Annotated in this window: 14 protein-coding genes; 11 read left to right on the forward strand and 3 right to left on the reverse strand. The window is 63.4% G+C overall.

The window, feature by feature from the left end; translation table 11 throughout:
- The first annotated feature begins 1 nt into the window (after position 1).
- Entirely contained in the window at positions 2-1,435 is a 1,434-nt protein-coding gene (locus FAZ69_RS14760) for an efflux transporter outer membrane subunit (protein WP_136895721.1), read from the forward strand.
- A 174-nt stretch (positions 1,436-1,609) separates the two neighbouring features.
- Entirely contained in the window at positions 1,610-6,052 is a 4,443-nt protein-coding gene (locus tag FAZ69_RS14765; protein ID WP_136895723.1) for a type III effector protein, read from the forward strand.
- Between the two features lie 68 nt (positions 6,053-6,120).
- Here the strand turns inward: FAZ69_RS14765 and gstA are convergent, their stop codons facing one another.
- From gstA to FAZ69_RS14780, 3 genes are all read right to left on the reverse strand, one after another.
- Complete coding sequence (gene gstA, locus FAZ69_RS14770) at positions 6,121-6,729, reverse strand: glutathione transferase GstA (protein WP_136895724.1); 609 nt, start codon at positions 6,727-6,729, stop codon at positions 6,121-6,123.
- A gap of 97 nt (positions 6,730-6,826) precedes the next feature.
- Positions 6,827-7,084, reverse strand: a complete 258-nt coding sequence (locus FAZ69_RS14775) for a hypothetical protein (protein ID WP_136895726.1) — start codon at positions 7,082-7,084, stop codon at positions 6,827-6,829.
- Entirely contained in the window at positions 7,077-7,826 is a 750-nt protein-coding gene (locus FAZ69_RS14780) for a DNA/RNA non-specific endonuclease (RefSeq protein WP_136895728.1), read from the reverse strand. The genes FAZ69_RS14775 and FAZ69_RS14780 overlap by 8 nt, the downstream gene beginning before the upstream one ends.
- 139 nt (positions 7,827-7,965) lie before the next feature.
- On the opposite strand from FAZ69_RS14780, the gene FAZ69_RS14785 reads away from it, so the two are divergent.
- The 9 genes from FAZ69_RS14785 (at position 7,966) to FAZ69_RS14825 (ending at position 18,489) form a co-directional block, all read left to right on the forward strand.
- Positions 7,966-8,340 carry a VOC family protein gene (locus FAZ69_RS14785; RefSeq protein ID WP_136895730.1) on the forward strand — a complete coding sequence of 125 codons (375 nt, stop codon included), beginning with the start codon at positions 7,966-7,968 and terminating at the stop codon, positions 8,338-8,340.
- Positions 8,341-8,812: 472 nt separating this feature from the next.
- A complete protein-coding gene (locus FAZ69_RS14790) occupies positions 8,813-9,388 on the forward strand; it encodes a helix-turn-helix domain-containing protein (RefSeq protein WP_136895732.1) in 576 nt (191 codons plus the stop codon).
- 388 nt (positions 9,389-9,776) lie between these two features.
- The gene (locus FAZ69_RS14795; RefSeq protein WP_136895734.1) at positions 9,777-12,551 is read left to right on the forward strand and encodes a TonB-dependent receptor; all 2,775 of its coding nucleotides are present in this window, start codon (positions 9,777-9,779) and stop codon (positions 12,549-12,551) included.
- 125 nt (positions 12,552-12,676) lie between these two features.
- Positions 12,677-13,381 carry an energy transducer TonB gene (locus FAZ69_RS14800; protein ID WP_136895736.1) on the forward strand — a complete coding sequence of 235 codons (705 nt, stop codon included), beginning with the start codon at positions 12,677-12,679 and terminating at the stop codon, positions 13,379-13,381.
- A 62-nt stretch (positions 13,382-13,443) separates the two neighbouring features.
- Positions 13,444-14,364 (forward strand): MotA/TolQ/ExbB proton channel family protein, encoded by a 921-nt coding sequence (locus tag FAZ69_RS14805; protein ID WP_136895738.1) that lies wholly within the window; start codon positions 13,444-13,446, stop codon positions 14,362-14,364.
- Positions 14,365-14,370: 6 nt separating this feature from the next.
- Positions 14,371-14,796, forward strand: coding sequence for an ExbD/TolR family protein (locus FAZ69_RS14810; protein WP_136895740.1), 426 nt, complete (start codon positions 14,371-14,373; stop codon positions 14,794-14,796).
- Positions 14,797-14,798: 2 nt separating this feature from the next.
- Positions 14,799-15,230 carry an ExbD/TolR family protein gene (locus FAZ69_RS14815; protein ID WP_136895742.1) on the forward strand — a complete coding sequence of 144 codons (432 nt, stop codon included), beginning with the start codon at positions 14,799-14,801 and terminating at the stop codon, positions 15,228-15,230.
- Positions 15,231-15,240: 10 nt separating this feature from the next.
- Positions 15,241-16,443: a tetratricopeptide repeat protein gene (locus tag FAZ69_RS14820; RefSeq protein ID WP_136895744.1), complete on the forward strand. Its 1,203-nt coding sequence runs from the start codon at positions 15,241-15,243 to the stop codon at positions 16,441-16,443.
- A 123-nt stretch (positions 16,444-16,566) separates the two neighbouring features.
- Positions 16,567-18,489 carry an extracellular solute-binding protein gene (locus tag FAZ69_RS14825; protein WP_136895874.1) on the forward strand — a complete coding sequence of 641 codons (1,923 nt, stop codon included), beginning with the start codon at positions 16,567-16,569 and terminating at the stop codon, positions 18,487-18,489.
- The last annotated feature ends 7 nt before the right edge of the window (positions 18,490-18,496 follow it).

Genomic DNA, 18,496 nt, shown 5'->3' on the forward strand with positions numbered 1-18,496 from the left:
CATGAATTCGAACCCTGCCAATGCGATTGCCGGCGTAGTCGCGGCGTTGAGTCTCGCGGCCTGCGCCGTGCCCCCCGCTGCGCATGACACGCTTTCGCAAACGGTCAGCACCGTTGCGCCGCAAACGTGGGATGTCGCCGCGCCGCAAGACACCGCGAATGCCGATGCCTGGTGGCGGCAATTCGGCGATCCGGTCATGCATCAGCTCGTGGAGTCGGTGCTGCAGGACAATCTCGACGTGCAAGCGGCTGTCGAGCGCGTGAAGCAGGCGCAGTCGATCACGGTGCAGCGCCGCGCGGCGCTGCTGCCCGAGCTCGACGCCACCGCCACCGCTTCGGACGAGCGCATCAACACGCCGCCGCCGCTCGGTTACGTGCGGCAGGCCGGCTTCGGCGTCGCGGCGAGCTGGACGCCTGACGTATTCGGCGGCCAGCGCCTGACGGTGCTTGCGGCCGAGGCGCAAACGGGCGGACGCCAGGAAGCGCTCAATGCGTTGCGTCTCGCGCTGGCGGCCAACACAGCAGCGGCCTACATCGATCTGCGCTGGGCGCAGGCCGAATTGCAGATCCTCGACGAGAACGAGCAGATTCGGGCGAGGGCGCTCAAGCTGACACAGGAGCGGCTGCATTTCGGCTTGTCGACGCAGCTCGATGTCGCTCGCGCGCAGAATCAGTTGAGCGATCTGCAAGCGCAGATTCCTCGCGTGCGGTCCGACGTCGAGCATCAGTTGAGCCTGATCGCGGTCTATTCGGGCCGCACGCCGGAAAGCGTCAACGGTCTGCTGCCCGGCGCGGCGCAGCCTATCCCGGTGCCTGCGCAAAGCGTGCCGCAAGTGCTGCCTTCCGACGCGTTGCTGCGCCGCCCCGATGTGCGCGAGGCGTACGCGCTGGTCGAGCAGCGTGCCGACGAAGTCGGCGTATCGAGGGCGCAGCGTTATCCGCAGTTCCGGCTGAATCTCGCGGACGGCTTGCTGGCGTCGTCCTATCTCGGCTTGCCGACGCTGACCGACAACCTGTTCAGCGCGGCGCTGAACGCGACGAGCCCGATCTTCAACGCAGGGCGGATCACCGCGAATATCGGCGAAAGCGAAAGCAGGATGCGCGAGTCGCAGTTGGCGTTGCGGCAGACGATGCTGCAGGCGCTCAAGGAAGTCGAGGATACGCGCAGCGACATCGTGAGCAGTTCGGATCAAGTCGTGCGTCTGGGCGGCGCGCTGGATGCGTCGAATCAGGCCTTGCATCTTTCGGACGAGCTGTATCGCGGCGGTGCAGCAAACTTTCTGGATGTGCTGACGGCGCAGGAGGCCTATCTGCGCGATTCGGAGTCGCTGAACCAGGCCAAGCGCGAGCACGCGCTCGCGGCGGTCGCGCTCTATCGCGCGCTGGGCGGCGGCTGGGAGGCAGGGCAGTGCGCGGAACTGGCGGCCCGGGATTGACGAGCCCCGCTGCGGCGTCCGTGACGGGGTGTAGCCGAAAAGGCGGGGTGTAGCCAAAAGGCATCTTCGCATTTGGTGATGATTGTTCGCGGCGCGAAATTGATCAGACGGATCGAGGCCTAGGATTGAACCGTTCATTAAATTTTCGTGACTTTCAGACCGCGGGTGCTCGCGATGCCATCCTTCTTTTCAAAAATTACCGGACCTTCGAGCAGCAGCTCGACGCGCACCGAGGACGGTAACGTCGGGCAGCAGCCGAAACAGGCTGTTCGCACACGCCAGGCACCTGCGGTCGGGGGCGTGCTGCAGAACTTGACGGGTGGCTTCTCGACGAACTCGAAGTCGCAACCGAAACCGAATCAAGTCAGGGCCGTAAGAGGCATGAGCAAGGGCGAGCTGGAGCTCGCTTCGAAGATGCCGCATTTGAGCGGATCGGGGAGGCTTGCCGTTCAGAACGAGTTGGCCAGAAGAGCGGAGCGGCAGCCGCAACAGGCGCCGAAGACCGCTCCGTCCACATCGCTCGGGTCGCATGCGGCCGCTGTCGTGTCGGGGGAGGGCGGAAAGACATCCGACGCCGAGAATAAACGGGCGGGCACTTCCATCGACAAGCGCCAAAGTGAGCAGCCGAAGCCGCAACAGGCGGCAAAGACCGGCCAGCCCGCATCGCACGATGTACTGGGCCGCCCTATCTTTACGGAAGGGGACCCAGCCATCGATGCGTACCTTCGCGAAAATCCCGATGCGATCGTCGAGGTGCGGCGCAGCCCTGAAGAGTTGCGCCAAACAGCGAAGTGGCAGCCGCAACAGGCGACGAAGACCGGCCAGTCCACCTCGCTCGGGGCGCTTGGGCGTGGCGGGTCGCATGCGGCCGACGTCATATCGACAAAGGGCGAAACGAGCTTCAGGAGCGCAAAGCGGGCTCTCACCACGATCGAAGAGGATCCTGACCAAGAGCTTTACGCTGCGGCTTCTGAGCACTCGGCCAACGCTCAGGGAACGTCTCATGCCATCGGCGAAACGTCGGCTAACGGGTTGCAACGCGCTGGGGCGAATGATCTGACGACGCTCGAGACTCCCCCGCGCCCGGTCGTCGGGCCATCCGGCTCCACCACGGCCGCTCATCCGCCCAGCGGACCGGTCATCAATCCCTATTCCGGCGAGCTCGACAAGCCGCGCATGCGCGAGACCGCCAGCGCCCTGATCGACGCACTGCCCAAGTTGCCGAGCGGCGTTGTCGCCGCGCATCCCAGGAGCCAGGCGCTCCGCAACCAGCTGGTCGCGGAATTGAACAACGTGTCCAAGCTTGCCGCGGACGACAGCAAGCTGAGTCCCGACGAGCTCGGCCTCGCCTTGCGCGACAACTTCGCGCGCGCTTCGAAAACCGCGCGAACGCTCGCGAAGTATCTCGACCGGCCGCGAGTGAGCGGCGACGGGCCGCGCAAGGAAGCCGCGACCTGGTACCTCGTATCCGGCCTGATGACGGAGATGAAGCGAACCCATTTGAGCGCGGCCGCCAACGACATCGGCGACGAATACGCCAAGCGGGAAGTCAAAAACCTCGAACGCGCGGCGGCCGGCATCAGCCACGGCATCTCGGGCCCGAACGCTTCCACGAGCATGGGCGCGAGCCTCGGCTGGTCGCCGCTTCATCCTGCCGTGGCGAACGTTCAGGTCGGCGTGAGCGGCGGCAGAACGATCTCCGCGGACGACGATCGCGATATCGACTTCTGGGAGTCGTTCGGCATCCTGGCCAAGGGGGGCTTCGGCGGCAAGATCCACAAGTGGGCCGCGCAGGTGTCGGGACAGGCAGGCGTGAGCGGCGGCAGCGTCTACTTCGAACATGACGATCTGCAGCAACTCGTCAAGCTGGTTTCGAACATGGACGCGAACCGTTCATGGAACAACTCGGCCGGGCCGAAGATGCGCAAGCTCGTGCATGGCGGGGAGCGCATCTACAACGCAACGGCGAAGCTTGCCGGCGGGCGCAATTACACCCCGGAGGCCGGGCGCCCGTATTACCTCAACGACAAGAAAATCGCGAAGGGTCTCAACCAGTTCAAGATGGCGTTGCTGGCGAAGGCTCTCGACGACGAGAAGGGCGGGGACTTCCAAAGCTTGGTCAAGGCGGCGTACCCGTCGATCGACCAGGTGCTGGAGGACCGGAGTACGCAGCCGTCCGCAAACGGGGCAGCGCCCGATTTCCCCATCGCGACGCGCCGCGACGTGCCGGATTCGGTCGCCTATGCGGACCGCCTTGCCGCATTCCGCCAATACACCGCCGGCGCCGACGCGAACATCGGCAAGTCGAGCAGCGACAACCCCAATGCCGAAGGGTCGATCAATTTCGACGTCAACTTCAAGACCAACCTGGTTCAATTCTTCGTCGAGAGTGCCAGCGCGCCGCACCAGCTGCTGGACCCTGCGCATCACAAGGACCTCAAGGCAACCCTCGGTATCCACAAAGAGATCGACAGGCTGTGCGATCCGGATTCCCCTGCGCCAGGGCTGCATCTCTATAACCAGGTACGGGGAAAGCTGGACGGCCACAACGGAAACACGCCGAGCGCCCAGTTCTCGAACACACAGAGCCACCACTATGGCGACGTGGCGGACGTGCCCGAGCAGTTTCATCATGTGATCGCCGACCCCAAGCCGGAGCACCTCGACGAGGCGGCGGATCTGGCGAAGGAGCTCGGGGACCATTACCGCGCCCTCATCAAGCATGCGGCGCCGCTGCTCGCAAAAGGCGACGGGAACATGCCCGCCGAACAGCGCCGCCAGTTGGATGGCGAGCGCCTCAAGGCATTCCAGGAAATCAACAAGCAGGTCTGGAACGGAGCGTATGACGAGAAGCGCGCGCTCAAGAACCCCGCGGAGTTCATTGCGGGCAGTCACGCGAGCATCAGCCTCGCGCTGGGTTGCGTCGGCACGCATATCGGCCTCGCCAAGCACGAGCTGGCCGAGCGGGCCAATCCCGCACAGGCCGCTCGCTTGCAGGCCACTCCCGCACACGAGGACGCGATCCTCAACGCCGATGCCAAATATGATGAGACGCGTACGATGCTCGATCGTATTTATCTGCCGCTCAAGAAATACGATGTGCAAAAGAACGGACCGCTCAAGGAAACCGCGCTCTGGGCGCGCTGGGATGCCGAGGTGACGGCGCAGATTTCCGGCGGCGCGTCCACCAACGCGCTCGGCAGCATATTGGCCAGCAAGGACAAGTCGCTCGGCCCGATCTCGATAGCGAATCAGGCCGGCACGGTGGTGCTCAATGCCCAAGCCAAGTTCCAGAACGCGACCGATCAGATCAATCCGAGCCGGCAGGCCAAGTTCTGGCAGTTCACGTTCAATGTCCAGGGCGGCGCGCCGCTCGTCGGCGCTTCGCTTGCAGCAGCCGTTATCGAGGCGGCCAAGCGAGTGAACGACGGCCATTCCTCCGATTTCGAAAAGCTCGACCTTGCGGCATTGACTCGGCAACTCCAGGGGGTGGTGCTGGACAACACCGACGCCGGCACTGTCGTGGTCAAGTTCCGCCAGGCGCCTCAGACCGAGGGACTGCCGACCAGCGCCGCGCACAAAATGGGTCTCGACACGGGGAAACTGAACTTGCAGTACGTTCGCGTACTGAATAGCCGGAATAGCGGCACGAACTTGTCCGGCGTGGTGCCTACCCATGTCGGCACATTCAAGCCGAGCGTGTCGTTCACCGACAGCACCCAGAGCTTCCAAAGCGAAATCATGGGTTCCGATCTCAGCTATCTGATGCTGCAGCACCCGAAGCTGGATGCGCTGCTGACCGAAGCCAAGACGGATGGGGCCAAGCTCAAGCAACTCTTAGACACAAACCCGCACGTGCGTAACGGCTATTTCGGCTCCCAGAGCACGATCGTCGATACGGTAGAGCGCTATCAGGCATTCCTGGACGCGAAAGGGACTGCAGGCAATAATCTGGCGCGGACGCCAGTACCGGAAGCCGGCGAATTCCACCGTTACTACGCATCTCCGACGTTCTCCCGGATCGGCGAGGTTGCGAAGCGCGTCGAAAGCCATGGGCCCGGCTCGACGGCAAAAGGCGCCACGCCGTTCCAGACGGCGCCCGCGCTCAACGAGGAGATCGATCTCAGTGGATTGATAGGCAGGTCGAAGATCAACGAAGCACGGGATCACCTGCAAACGTTGAAGACGGTGGATGAGCGCGCCGAATGGTTTTGCGGAGAAGGGCGTCCGTTGCTCGACGCTTTCGCAGCAATTATCGGCAATACGCGGCAAATCAATGCGGCCGCGTTGGCTCACACCGAAAAGCGCCCAGCGGGCCTCCGGACGCAATTGCGCGATGACGGCAAGTGGCGCGAGCACAACGAAAAAAAACAAGCGGAAGCGCGAGCGGCTAGCACGGGCACCCAGCGAAGCGGCTTCAGCGGTTATGCACAGAAGCTATTTCGGCCCAGCACGCACGTGGACGAAGCAATGAGGCTCAATAGGCTTCGTGAAGACATCGAGGGCGAAGCGACGCAGACGCCTCGCCCAGCTCCGGCACATGCTGCGTCGGTGTCGAGTGATCCGTCATCGAGCAGGCCTGGGCCGTCGAACCCCGGCAATACCGAAGATCGATGAGAATTGACGATCCCGGCCGCGAGGGCCGGAATCGCGCGTAACACGAACGCTGTGGCGAAACTCGAGCGTCAGGCCGTGAGGCCCTCGGCCTTCAATGCAGCCTGCACCGCAGGCCTCGCGCGAACGCGCTGCATGTAGGCATCGAGCGCTGCAAGTCCGCTCAAGTCCACCTTCACGTGCGGCGCCCAGCTCGTCACCGTGAAGAGGTACGCATCGGCGACGCTGAACGTATCGCCGAACCAGTACGTCTTGCCCGCGAGCTGGCGGTCGAGCAGCTCGTAGCGTGTGCGCAGGCGAGTGCGGTAGAAGGCCTTGGTGGTCTCGTCGATCTCCGGCCGGAAGAGCGGCGAGTACGACTTGTGAATCTCCGAGGTCACGAAGTTCAGCGCTTCCTGCAGGCGATAGCGTGCCATCGTGCCGTTGGCCGGCGCGAGCTTCTTCTCGGGGACTTGGTCGGCGATGTATTGGACGATCGCCGGGCCTTCGGTGAGGCGCTCGCCGTTGTCGAATTCGAGCACCGGCACGTAGCCTTTGGGATTGACGGTGTAGTAGTCGGCGCCGTCTTGCAGCGTGTGAGTCGAGACATCGACCTTGACGGCCGTGAACGGAATTTCTGCTTCCTGCAGCACGATGCGCGGCGACAGCGAGCACGCGCCGGTGGCGTAATACAGTTTCATTCCTGCCTCCTTGTGACAAAGGCCTTGCAAACCGATGCTTGCAAGGCCTCGTCACACTATCACTATGCGCACCTTGGCGGCAGGCGCTCAGGCAAGCTCAGACAAAAGGATTGTCCGTCTTCCCCGTCGGCTCGGGCGGCTCGTCCTTCACCTTCTCCGGCAGCTCCGCCGCCTGCAGCGCGGCCACCACGCTGCCGATCGCTTGCTGCAAGGCGAGCGCCGCCTTGAGGCCGCGCTTGTCCTTGGCGATGTCGAGCGTGCCGGAGATCGTGATGCGCGCCGTGCCGTTCGAGATCGTCAGCGCGTCGCCTTCGATGCTCAGCACGTCGTCGTCGTTTGCGTATGCGTCAAACACCTTTCAGCCCTCCGATGCGTTGGTCCTTCAGTGATTCGGGAATTCCGGGGAAGCGAATGCCGCTCATCGCCTCGAGTTCGTGGACGGTCTTCGTGTCGTAGCGGCTGGTATCGACGTTCTCGGTCACCACGGCGAACGCCATGTTCTTCGACGGCACGTAGACCACCTTGAACAATTGCGTTGGCACGAAGATGCGCGTGGCGCCGATGGTCTGCAATTGGCCACCCGTGTAGAGCGGTCCGGTCACGACATATGCTTCGCCGTACTTCAGCGCGATCTTGCGTACCGCGGTTTCGATGCGCGACCACAGGCGCTGGTTGTTGACGCGATTCTGAGGCACGACGTTGGCGAGCGTAAAGGACTCGGCCATTGCCTTGTCGTTCCAGCGGTCGCCGGCGGGGCTCATATGGCCGCGGTCGAAGCCGCTCCTGCGATAGTCGGCGAGCGTCGCGCCTTCGCCGGGCGGCAAGGCCGGCTCTTCGTAGAACTTGTCGGTGCGAACCTGCTCTTTCGCCGCGTCGAGATTGGCGCGCGTCAAATACTCGGCCGACCATAGCGGTCCGTGCGAAACGCCCGAGTGAAACAGTGCGAAATCCGAATAGCAGAGCATGCGCGTCTTCGGCGCGAGCTTGGCATTGGTCAGGACTGGAAACTGGCCGTTGGGCACGAACTGCGTACAAGACGGCGCGGCTGTTGCGTGTGCGGCGAATGCGATGAGCAGGCTGGCGAAAAACTTCTTCATGACGAGCGAGGCGATGGAGGGGGCGAAAGTATAGCGTTGCCGGAGCAATTTTCCCCAAGCATCGATGCCGCATGCGGCCCACAATCGAATCGCCGTTTTTCGGATCATCCGCCTTCTTCAAGGCAAGGAGGGAGTGAACATGTTCGACCACATTTCCATCGGTGTTCGAGACCTCGCGAAATCCAAGGCGTTCTACGATGCGGCGCTGGCTCCGCTCGGCTACCGCTGCCTGCACGATGCGCCCGGCATGCTGGGCTACGGGCTCGACGAAGTCGGGCTCTGGATCTCGCCGAGCGAGCACCCGGTTCCGGCCGACATGCGCTCGGGCCTGCATTTCTGCTTTTCCGCTGCGAGCCGCAAGAATGTCGATGACTTCCATAAGGGGGCGTTGCGCACGGGAGGACGCGACAACGGCAAGCCGGGATTGCGTCCGGAGTACCACGCGAGCTACTACGCCGCATTCGTCATCGACCCCGACGGCTATCGGCTCGAGGCGTATTGCGGAGGCGATTAAAAGCTGCGTATGAATATTGAAAGGCGATGCGATTAATCTGTAATTCGAATAATCGCTCTAATTAGGCAGTCTCCTCCAAACCACTAAAATCAATCAAACAAAGTTTGATGCCGATTTTTGACCTGCTATCTTCGCGTCGCCGAGGCTTGCGGCACCGGTTGCATAGGCTCGCTGCATGCATCGAGCATAGACTGCCGCACTGATGCGGTGCGGCGAGAAAGCCCGTGCTCCGGCATGAGGCGTTCGCTGCAAGCCAATATTCTGGCGGCAGAAATGAATCTTATTGAAATTGTTGCGGCGCAAATGGCGTTTCGTTTTGGTGCGCTTTGCACCAATTTATTAAGCGCTCACCGCACCTTCAAAACAGAGGACAGCTCACGGTCGACACCCGTCCGGTACGCTCAAGAATCGGCTATAGAAAACATAATTTACTTATATCAAACAAATTTTGACTGTCGGATTCTGTCCTGATATGGTTCCGCAACCTGAAGACAAGGCGACTGCCTCGCTGGTGTTAGGCGGGAAAATCCGGGCGCTGCGCAAGAGGCTTCAGCGCACGCTCGATGAGACGGCAACGGCCGCTGGTATTTCAAAGCCGTTCCTGTCGCAAGTTGAACGCGGTCGTGCAACGCCCTCCATCACATCGCTGGCGGGCATTGCTAGAGCGCTGGGGGTGACGGTGCAGTACTTCGTCGATACGCCAACCGAAGCAAAGTCGGTTTGCCGAAGCGACGAGTTGAAATTTTTCGGGTTCGCCGATTCAGCGAATCTGTTTGCCCGCTTGACCAATGTCTCGGGCGACAGGCAACTGGAGGCGATCCTGGTCAGGATGCCGGCCGGACAGGCGCCGTCGGAAATGACGACGCATGCAGGAGAAGAGTTCTTGTATGTGCTTCATGGCCAGATCTCCCTGACGTTAGAAGGTACGACGTTTGTGTTGCATGCCGGTGACAGTGCGCATTACGAGTCCACCGTCCCGCATGGTTGGGTGAATGCCGCGAACGAAGAGAGCCTGGTGGTTTGGGTCGGCACGCCGCGGTTGTTTTGAGCTTCATGATGTAGCTGTAGCCGGCGCGTTCCTGCGGGACGCGTCCGTATCTTGTTGTAAGGATTCCGAATCAGCGGTGTTCGAAATGCGGATAGTCGATCGCAGGGACTTTTGCTGCCTTCTGCCGGCTGCTTTAAGGGAAAACACTTAGAAACTGGTTTTAGAGCCAAATTAAAAGATTTGTAATTTTTTAGTATTCCTATTTTAAGTTCGAGATAGCTTCGTATAGGCGATTTGCATACGAGTCGTTGTTGCTTCAATTGCGCCGCATTACCCATGCGGCGCAATTGAAAAAAGCGCGGCGCCTGACGTCGCACGAAGAAGCGCGCGGGCGCAACACGTCTTGTCGCGCAACGGGTTGGCCTTTTGACAAGAGAGAAGGGGTACGATGAAACAGAGGACTTTGGCATCAGCCATAAGAAAGATACTTTGGGCTGAACTAGCGTTGTCGGCGGCGCTCGGCACTTCCGCATTTGCGCAGAGCCAGCCCGCTCCCGCAAACGATTCAACGCCCGCTGCAACGACCCCAGCGGCCGCGGCGCAGGCCGCCGCGGCGAGCCCGGCGGAGACGGGCGCCGCACCGGCGGCTTCCACGACAACGCAGAACGGGTCCGCGTCCTCCCCGTCCGGCACGGTGAACAACGGCGTCGCCCAGCTCAAGCGCTTCGAGGTGACCGGTTCGCTGATCCGCAGCGCCGACAAGGTCGGCTTCAACCAGGTTCAGACGGTCACGGCAAAGGAAATCCAGGATAGCGGCGCGACGACCGTCGCCAACTTCCTGCGCGACACCGCGGCCAACTCGGCCAACAGCTGGAGCGAAGGCCAGTCCGGCAACTTCGCGGCAGGCGCGGCAGGCATCGCGCTGCGCGGCCTCAGCGAAAAGTACACGCTGGTGCTGGTGGACGGCCAGCGCGTGGCGCCATTCGCGTTCTTCTCGAACGCCGTCGATTCGTTCTTCGACCTGAACACGCTGCCGCTCAACTCGATCGACCGCATCGAAATCGTGAAGACCGGCGCCGTGTCGCAATACGGCTCGGACGCCATCGCGGGCGTCGTCAACATCATCACGAAGCACGACTACCAGGGCCTGCAGCTCGACGGCAGCTACGGCAGCACGATCGCCGAGGGCGGCGGCAACGGCACGGCGAAATTCGGCATCCTGGCCGGCTTCGGCGACCTCAATGCCGACCGCTTCAACGTGACGGCCACGGCCAGCTTCTACAAGGACAACGGCTCCACGCTGGCCGACCGCGATTCGACCAAGAACCAGGACTTCACGAACCAGCCGGGCGGCCTGTCGATGCTCGCGCCTTCGTACTGGACGACGAACGGCGCGGCGCAGGCGCTGGCCGGCTGCCCGTTCGGCGGCTCGGTGCATCCCGCCAGCTCGAACTTCCTCGGCGCCGCCGCGGGTCTAGGCGGCACGGTCTGCAGCTACAACACGGCCGAGAGCACGTCGATCACGCCGATGACGGAGCGTCTGAACGCGAAGATCCACGCTGACTTCAAGATCAACGACACCACCACCGCGTTTGCGGACGTCCTCGAAAGCTACAACACGACGACGACGAACAACGGCCTGTGGAACAACATCATCGGCAATCCGCAGACGCCGGCGCTCGTGCTCAATCCGTCGACGGGCCTGCTGAGCCCGTTCAACAACACGGTGCCGGCGAGCAACCAGTACAACCCCTTCGGCGTCGCGACGCCGCTCACTTACGCGTTCCCGAACGCCGTGGCGGAAAAGACCTACGCGAACTACTACCGCGTATCGACCGGCGTGAAGGGGGCGTTCAACCTGCCGAACGGCGAATGGGACTGGGCGACTTCGGCCAGCCACTCGCAAAGCACGGTGTCCAACACGTTCACGAACCAGCTGAACGCGAACGTGCTGAACAACATCTTCCAGAACGGCACGCTCAACTTCGCGAATCCCGCAGCGACGCCGAACGCGTTCAACGGCCTCTACCAGGACGCGAACAACCTGGGCATCTCGAAGCTCGAGACGGTCGACGCGACGATTTCGACGCCGACGCTGTTCCATCTGCCAGCGGGTGACGTGGGCCTCGGCTTCGGCGCGCAGTTCCTGCACCAAAGCGAATCGCTGACACCGGGCGCCGAATATTTGACGGGCACGGTCGTCAACCCGGATCTGGAGACGGTGCAGGGCCAGCGCAACATCGCCGCTGTGTACTACCAGGCCGACATTCCGATCATCCACAACCTGACGTTCAGCCAGTCGGGCCGTTACGACCACTACAGCGATGTCGGCGGCGTGTTCTCGCCGCGCTTCGCGCTGCGCTATCAGCCAATCCAGCAGTTGACGATGTACACCTCGTACAACCGCGGCTTCCGCGCTCCGACGTTCGTCGAGAACAGCACCTCGCGCACGCTGGGCATCCAGGTCGATCCGGCCACCGGCGCGACCTACACGTCGATCACCGCGGGCAACCCGAACCTGGCGCCCGAGCGCACGCGCAACTTCAACATTGGCTTCCAGGCATCGCCGACCCGCACCACGGACTTCGGCCTCGACTGGTACAAGATCCGCATCGACAACGTGATCGGTCAGGCCACGACGCCGTCGCAAGTCGTGACCGATGCGAACGGCAACCTGCTGTACAAGGTGATCCCGTACCAGAACCTCGGCTACCTGGACACGAACGGCTTCGAGGCCAACTTCCGCCAGGCGCTGCCGACGCGCTTCTACGGCGTGTTCGCGCTGTCGGGTGACTGGGCCTACGTGAAGAACTTCAAGCTCGGCCTGCCGAGCGGTCCGGTCGACGGCGCGGGCAACAACTTCACGCTCTCGCAGCCGTTCGGCGGCAGCTTCCCGCGCTGGAAGGGCAACACCACGCTGAGCTGGGCATACCACAAGTTCAGCACGGCGCTGACCTGGGAGTTCACGGGTCCGTACGCGCAGAACCTGCTGCCGGCGCCCGCGCCGGCCAAGGTTGGCTCATACAGCCAGTTCAACCTGATGGTGACGTACACGGGCTTCAAGAACTGGACGATCTACGGCGGCATCGACAACATCTTCAACCGCACGCCTCCGTACGACCCGGTCTTCGCCGCCAACACGTTGGATCAGAACGGCTACGACCAATCGCTCTACACGTATGTGGGCCGTTTTGCCCAGATCGGCGCGACGTACAAGTTCTGATGCATCGAGCAGTGAGCAGTTTGTCGTTATGTGGTTAGCAGGTGGGTCCGCCGCTTCCTCTCCTTGGCCGGAGCGTCAGCGGGAGCGGCGGCCCGTGTTCTGGACGGGCCCGGGAGGAGTCAAAGTTGGGTACGAAAGTGGAAGGACATTTTCCGGTGGCAAATGCGCGAGTCGCGTCATTGGGACGCCCGCGCGAGTTCGGGAAGAAGCAGCAGAACCCGGTACGCCGCTTCGGTGGCATCGCCATCGTCATCTTGCTGCACGTAGTGCTGGTCTACGCGCTGCTCAACGGTCTCGCCACCAAGGTGGTGCAGGTCATTCAACACCCCATCGAAACCAAGATCATCGATCCGGTGAAGCCGCCGCCTCCGCCGCCGCTGCCGACCGTGCAGCTGCCGCCGCCGAAGTTCGCGCCGCCACCTCCGCCGTTCGTGCCGCCGCCGGAGGTCCAGGTGCAGGCTCCGCCGCAGCCGACCATCACGCACCAGGCCGCGCCGGTTCAGTCTGCGCCGGTGCAGGCGCCTCCGGTGCAAGCGCCGCCGGCTCCGCCCAAGCCGGTGAGCACCGCGGTCGGTGTCGTGTGTCCGAACTCGGACCAGGTGCGCTCGCAAGTGAGGTATCCGAAGGAAGCTCAGGAGAACAACATCACCGGTGATGTCCTGATCGAATTCGTAGTCGACCCGCAAGGCCACGTTACGAATGAGCGCGTCGCGCAGTCCGCCGATCCCGATCTCGATCGTGCGGCGTTCAACGCGGTCAAGCAGTTCAATTGCATTTCCCAGGGGCAAGCTGTCCGCGTACAGGTTCCGTTCTCTTTCAACTTGAACTGAACGCACTGCTTTTTTGATCGATTGTTGTTGTTTTAAAAGTTCACGGATGAACTGGAGCAGACATGAATAAGCGTACTCTCGCCGCTCTCGCGGCAAGCATGGTGATCGGCGTCTCGTCGGTGGGTTCCCTGGTCGTGCCGCAAGTGGCGCGCGCGCAAGCGAGCGACGCCACGGCCGCCGCTTCGGCGCCGGCCACGGCGGCTGCGCAAACCGCGGCGCCTTCGGCCGACCAGCCCGTGCCGCCGCCCGCCCCGGCCGCCTCCGAAACCGTCGACAACCCGTACGGTCTCGGCGCCCTCTGGAAGAACGGCGACTTCGTCGCCCGCTTCGTGCTGATCCTCTTGGTCATCATGTCGATGGGCAGCTGGTACATCATGATCACCAAGTTCCTCGAACAGTTCCGCGCCAACCGCCGCGCGACGGCTGCCGACGCGCAGCTGTGGACCGCGCCGACGCTCGCCGAAGGCGCGAAGACGCTCGACGAGGCGTCGCCGTTCCGCTTCATCGCCGAGACCGCGATCGAAGCGGGCGAGCATCACGACGAAGCGCTGCTCGAAGCCGTCGACCGCAACACCTGGATCGACGCCTCGGTCGAGCGCGCGATCACCAACGTGTCGAACCGTCTGCAAGACGGCCTCGCGTTCCTCGGGACCGTGGGCTCGACCGCGCCGTTCGTCGGCCTGTTCGGCACCGTCTGGGGCATCTATCACGCGTTGACGGCGATCGGCATCGCGGGTCAGGCATCGATCGACAAGGTCGCCGGCCCCGTCGGCGAAGCGCTGATCATGACGGCCATCGGTCTCGCGGTCGCGGTGCCGGCGGTGCTCGGCTACAACTTCCTGGTCCGCCGCAACAAGTCGGTGATGGAGCGTGTGCGCGCGTTCGGCGCGCAACTGCACACGGTCCTGCTCGCCGGCAACAGGCGCCCGGCGCGCAACGGCGGCGCGGCTGTCGCCAAGCCTCTCGCAACGCACGCGGGGTAATCGGCCATGGCAATGAGCGTTGGACAAGACGGGGATGAAGACGAAGTCATGTCCAACATCAACACCACGCCGCTCGTCGACGTGATGCTGGTGTTGCTGATCATCTTCCTGATCACGATTCCCGTCGTTACCCACACGGTGCCGCTGCAGCTGCCGAAGGAAACCATTCAGCCGCTGCAGACGACGCCCAAGAGCATCGAGATCGCGGTAAATCGCGATGGCGATTTCTTCTGGAACGAAACGCATGTGGATGGAGAGACGCTGCTGACAAAGCTTAAAACCGTATCGGTGCAGACGCCGCAGCCGGAGGTTCACGTGCGCGGCGACCAGAGCACGCGCTATGAATTCATCGGCCGCGTGATCACCGCGTGCGAGCGCGCGGGCATCGCCAAGGTTTCGTTCATCACTGAGCCGCCTGCGCGCGGGGGGTAAATATGGGAATGAATGTCTCTTCGGGCAAGAGCGGCGGTGAACCGGAAGTGATGGTCGACATCAACACCACGCCTCTGATCGACGTGATGCTGGTGCTGCTCATCATGCTGATCATCACGATCCCGATTCAGATGCACGCGGTGAAGATGAACCTGCCGGTCGGCAATCCGCCGCCGCCGCCGGTGCAGCCGGAGGTGGTGCAGATCGACATCGACTTCGACGGCGCGATGACCTGGAACGGCACGCCGATTCCGGGCCAGGCCGCGCTCGAAGCGAAGTTCGCGCAGGTCGCGGCCGAGCCGGTGCAGGCCGAGATCCATCTGCGTCCGAACAAGCTCGCGCCGTACAAGGACGTCGCCCTGGTGATGGCCACGGCGCAGCGCGAAGGCGCCACGAAGATCGGCCTGATCGGCAACGAGCAGTACATGCAATAAGGAAGTCGCAATGCGAAAGATCCAGCATCGGATGAAGCGCGCCGCGCTGGCGGCCGCTTTCGGGGGGCTCATGGCGGCGGCAGTGCTGCCGTCGGCTTCGTACGCGGACACGTTGCGGCCCGACGTCGCCAAGCCGCTGAACGACGCGCAGACGCTGTACCGCGCGCACAAGTACAAGGACGCGCTCGGCAAGATCGCCCAGGCCGCGGCCGTGCCGAACAAGACGCCGTACGAGACCTACATGGTCGAGGAAATGCGCGGCGCGGCGGCGATGGCGGCGGGCGACGCGCTCACCGCGGCGCAGGCCTACGAAACGCTGCTGAACTCCGGCCAGTTGAAGGGCGAGGACGAACAGCGCACGACGGCCGCGCTCGCGGGCATCTACTTCCAGGAAAAGAACTACGCGAAGGCCATTGCCGTCGCGCAGCGCTACCTGAAGGCCGGCGGCGGCGATCCCGACATGCGCACGCTGCTCGTGCAGTCGTACTACTTGTCGAACGATTGCGCCAACGTGGTTACGCTGCTGAAGGCGGGCGTCGATGCGCAGGTGAAGGGCGGGCGCGTGCCCGACGAGTCGCAGCTGCAACTGCTCGGCACCTGCTCGCAGCGCGTGAGCGACAGCGCCACCTATCGCGGCGCGCTCGAAAAGCTCGTGGCGTTCCACCCGAAGCAGTCGTACTGGGACGATCTCTTCGCGGCGATCCGCAGCAAGCCGGGCTATTCGTCGCGCCTCGACATCGACGCCTACCGCCTGCGCCGCGCCACCGGCGCGCTGAGCTCGCCTGACGACTATATGGAAATGACGCAGCTGGCGATCGTCGCGAACAGCACCGCCGAGGCCAAGCAGGTGATCGACCAGGGCTTCGCGAGCGGCGTGCTGGGCCATGACGCGGGCGCGGATCGCGAGAAGCGCCTGCAGGCGCTCGCCGCGAAGCGCGCTGCGGCGCCGGCCGATCCGGCCAACCCGGTCGCGCCGATCGACGCCGGCCTCAACCTCGTCTACGCGGGCAAGGCTACCGATGGCCTCGCGATGATGGGAGCCGCCATCGCCAAGGGCGGCCTCGATCATCCGGACGAGGCGCAGCTGCACCTCGGCGTGGCGTACTACGTCGCGGGCCAGAAGGCGAAAGCGGTGCAGGCCTTCCACGCCGTCAAGGGGACCGACGGCTCGGCGGACCTCGCTCGCTTGTGGGTGCTGGCCGCATCGAAGTAAGCTGGCGCGGACGGGCTCTCCATCCGCCACATTGCGCCGCCGATGGCATTCCGCTGTCCTGGCGTCGATTCGATGAACAGCGCGCCGGTTGCAAACCGGCACGCGTTTTCGCTCAACTAGATGATGAAACTTGTGAAGTTTCGGCGGCTGCGCGGCATGGCGCGACAGCACGGTTCGCTGCGGCCGGTTTTCGCGGCGTGCTGCGCAGCGGCGGTGACGGCGATGGGGGCCGTCCACGCTCTGCCGGCCGCCGCGAAACCCGCGATCGCGCAATTCGGCGAACCCAAATATCCGCCCGGATTCACGCACTTCGATTACGCGGACCCCAGCGCGCCGAAGAACGGCGAGCTCAATTTCCAGAACTACGACCAGTCGCAAAGCTACGACTCGCTGAACCCGTTCATCGTGCGCGGCCTGCCCGCGCCGGACATCCGCAACCTGATGTTCGACACGCTGATGCAGCGCAGCTGGGACGAGCTCGCCTCCGAATATCCGCTGCTCGCGGATGATGTCGACGTGGCCCCGGACGGCCGCTCGGCGATGTTTCACATCAATCCGGCTGCGCGCTTCTCGAACGGCGACCCCGTCACCGCCGCCGACGTCAAATACTCGCTCGATACGCTGAAGAGCCAGCAGGCGTCGCCGATGCTTTCGTCGCAGTTCGCGGTGATCAAGAGCGCGACCGTGATCGACCGCCTGACGGTGCGCTTCGATTTCAACGACTCGGGCCGCGGCTCGCCGCTGATCGCGGGCGACCTGCCGGTGTTCTCGCCCAAGTGGGGCCTTCTGCCCGGCGGCAAGCACGTGCCGTTCGACCAGCTCGCCACCGTGCCGCCCATCGCGAGCGGCCCGTACCTCGTCGAACCGCGCAAGAACGACAAGCAGGTCACCTACCGCCGCCGCTCCGGCTATTGGGCGGCGAACCTGCCCTCGCGCGCGGGTGCGTTCAATTTCAAGCGCATCACGTTCCGCCTCTATCTCGACCAGTACACGAAGCTTGAAGCCTTCAAGGCCGCGAACGACGATGTCGACGTCGAATACAGCGCGACGCAGTGGGCACGCAAGTACATCGGCAAGAACTTCAATTCGGGGCTGCTCGCGAAGGGCCTGTTCCCGGACGGCCCCGCGCAGATGCAGGGCTTCATGGTCAACACGCGCAAGGACAAGTTCAAGGACCCGCGCGTGCGCCAGGCACTCGGGCTCGCGTTCGACTACGACTGGATGAACCGGATGATGTTCTACGGCCAGTATGTGCGCCTGAACAGCTTCTTCCAGGACAGCCCGTTCGGCGCGACCGGCATGCCGAACGAGAAGGAGCTGGCGCTGCTCGAGCCGTTCAGGAAAGAGCTGCCGCCCGAGGTATTCGGACCGATGACGCAGCAGCCCAATACGCTGCCGCCGAACTCGTTGCGCGGCAATCTGCGCAAAGCGCGCGAGTTGCTGGCCGAAGCCGGCTGGCACTACCGCGACGGTGCGCTGCGCGACGCCAACGGCACGCCGATGACGATCGAGATCATGGACGACGAGCCCGGCTTCGACCGCCTGCTGATTCCCTACACGCAGGCGCTGCAGACGCTCGGCATCGACGCGCACATGCGCGAGATCGACAGCGCGCTCTACCAGAAGCGGCTCGACAGCTTCCAGTTCGACATGACCACCTACATCTACCCGCCGGTGACGATTCCCGGCGTCGAGCTGCAGCGACGCTTCGGCAGCAAGGCGGCGGGCGAGGTGGGCTCGGAGAACTATCCCGGCATCGAGTCGCCGGCCGTCGACGCGCTCGTGCACGCGGCGCTCTCCGCGACCACGCTGGACGATCTCGAAGCAGCCACGCGCGCGCTCGACCGGGTGCTGATCAACGAGAACTACGTCGTGCCGCAGTACTACATGCCGAACGCGCGCATCGGCTACAAGACGACGCTCGGCTATCCGAAGACGATCCCGGAATCGTACCTATACGAAGACTGGATCATCCAGTACTGGTACCGCAAGCAGCAGGGCGTGCAGAACGTCTCGGCCGCCGCGCCGGCGAATACGGCGCAATGAGCAGAAT

This window comes from Trinickia terrae (assembly GCF_005144415.1).
Classification (GTDB): Bacteria; Pseudomonadota; Gammaproteobacteria; order Burkholderiales; family Burkholderiaceae; genus Trinickia_A; species Trinickia_A terrae.

Coding starts and splice junctions, on each gene's coding strand:
- gstA (WP_136895724.1), bottom strand. CDS start 6,729: ATGAAACTGTATTACGCCACCGGCGCGTGCTCGCTGTCGCCGCGCATC.
- FAZ69_RS14825 (WP_136895874.1), top strand. CDS start 16,567: ATGAAACTTGTGAAGTTTCGGCGGCTGCGCGGCATGGCGCGACAGCAC.
- FAZ69_RS14765 (WP_136895723.1), top strand. CDS start 1,610: ATGCCATCCTTCTTTTCAAAAATTACCGGACCTTCGAGCAGCAGCTCG.
- FAZ69_RS14760 (WP_136895721.1), top strand. CDS start 2: ATGAATTCGAACCCTGCCAATGCGATTGCCGGCGTAGTCGCGGCGTTG.
- FAZ69_RS14795 (WP_136895734.1), top strand. CDS start 9,777: ATGAAACAGAGGACTTTGGCATCAGCCATAAGAAAGATACTTTGGGCT.
- FAZ69_RS14785 (WP_136895730.1), top strand. CDS start 7,966: ATGTTCGACCACATTTCCATCGGTGTTCGAGACCTCGCGAAATCCAAG.
- FAZ69_RS14815 (WP_136895742.1), top strand. CDS start 14,799: ATGGGAATGAATGTCTCTTCGGGCAAGAGCGGCGGTGAACCGGAAGTG.
- FAZ69_RS14820 (WP_136895744.1), top strand. CDS start 15,241: ATGCGAAAGATCCAGCATCGGATGAAGCGCGCCGCGCTGGCGGCCGCT.
- FAZ69_RS14805 (WP_136895738.1), top strand. CDS start 13,444: ATGAATAAGCGTACTCTCGCCGCTCTCGCGGCAAGCATGGTGATCGGC.
- FAZ69_RS14780 (WP_136895728.1), bottom strand. CDS start 7,826: ATGAAGAAGTTTTTCGCCAGCCTGCTCATCGCATTCGCCGCACACGCA.
- FAZ69_RS14810 (WP_136895740.1), top strand. CDS start 14,371: ATGGCAATGAGCGTTGGACAAGACGGGGATGAAGACGAAGTCATGTCC.
- FAZ69_RS14790 (WP_136895732.1), top strand. CDS start 8,813: ATGGTTCCGCAACCTGAAGACAAGGCGACTGCCTCGCTGGTGTTAGGC.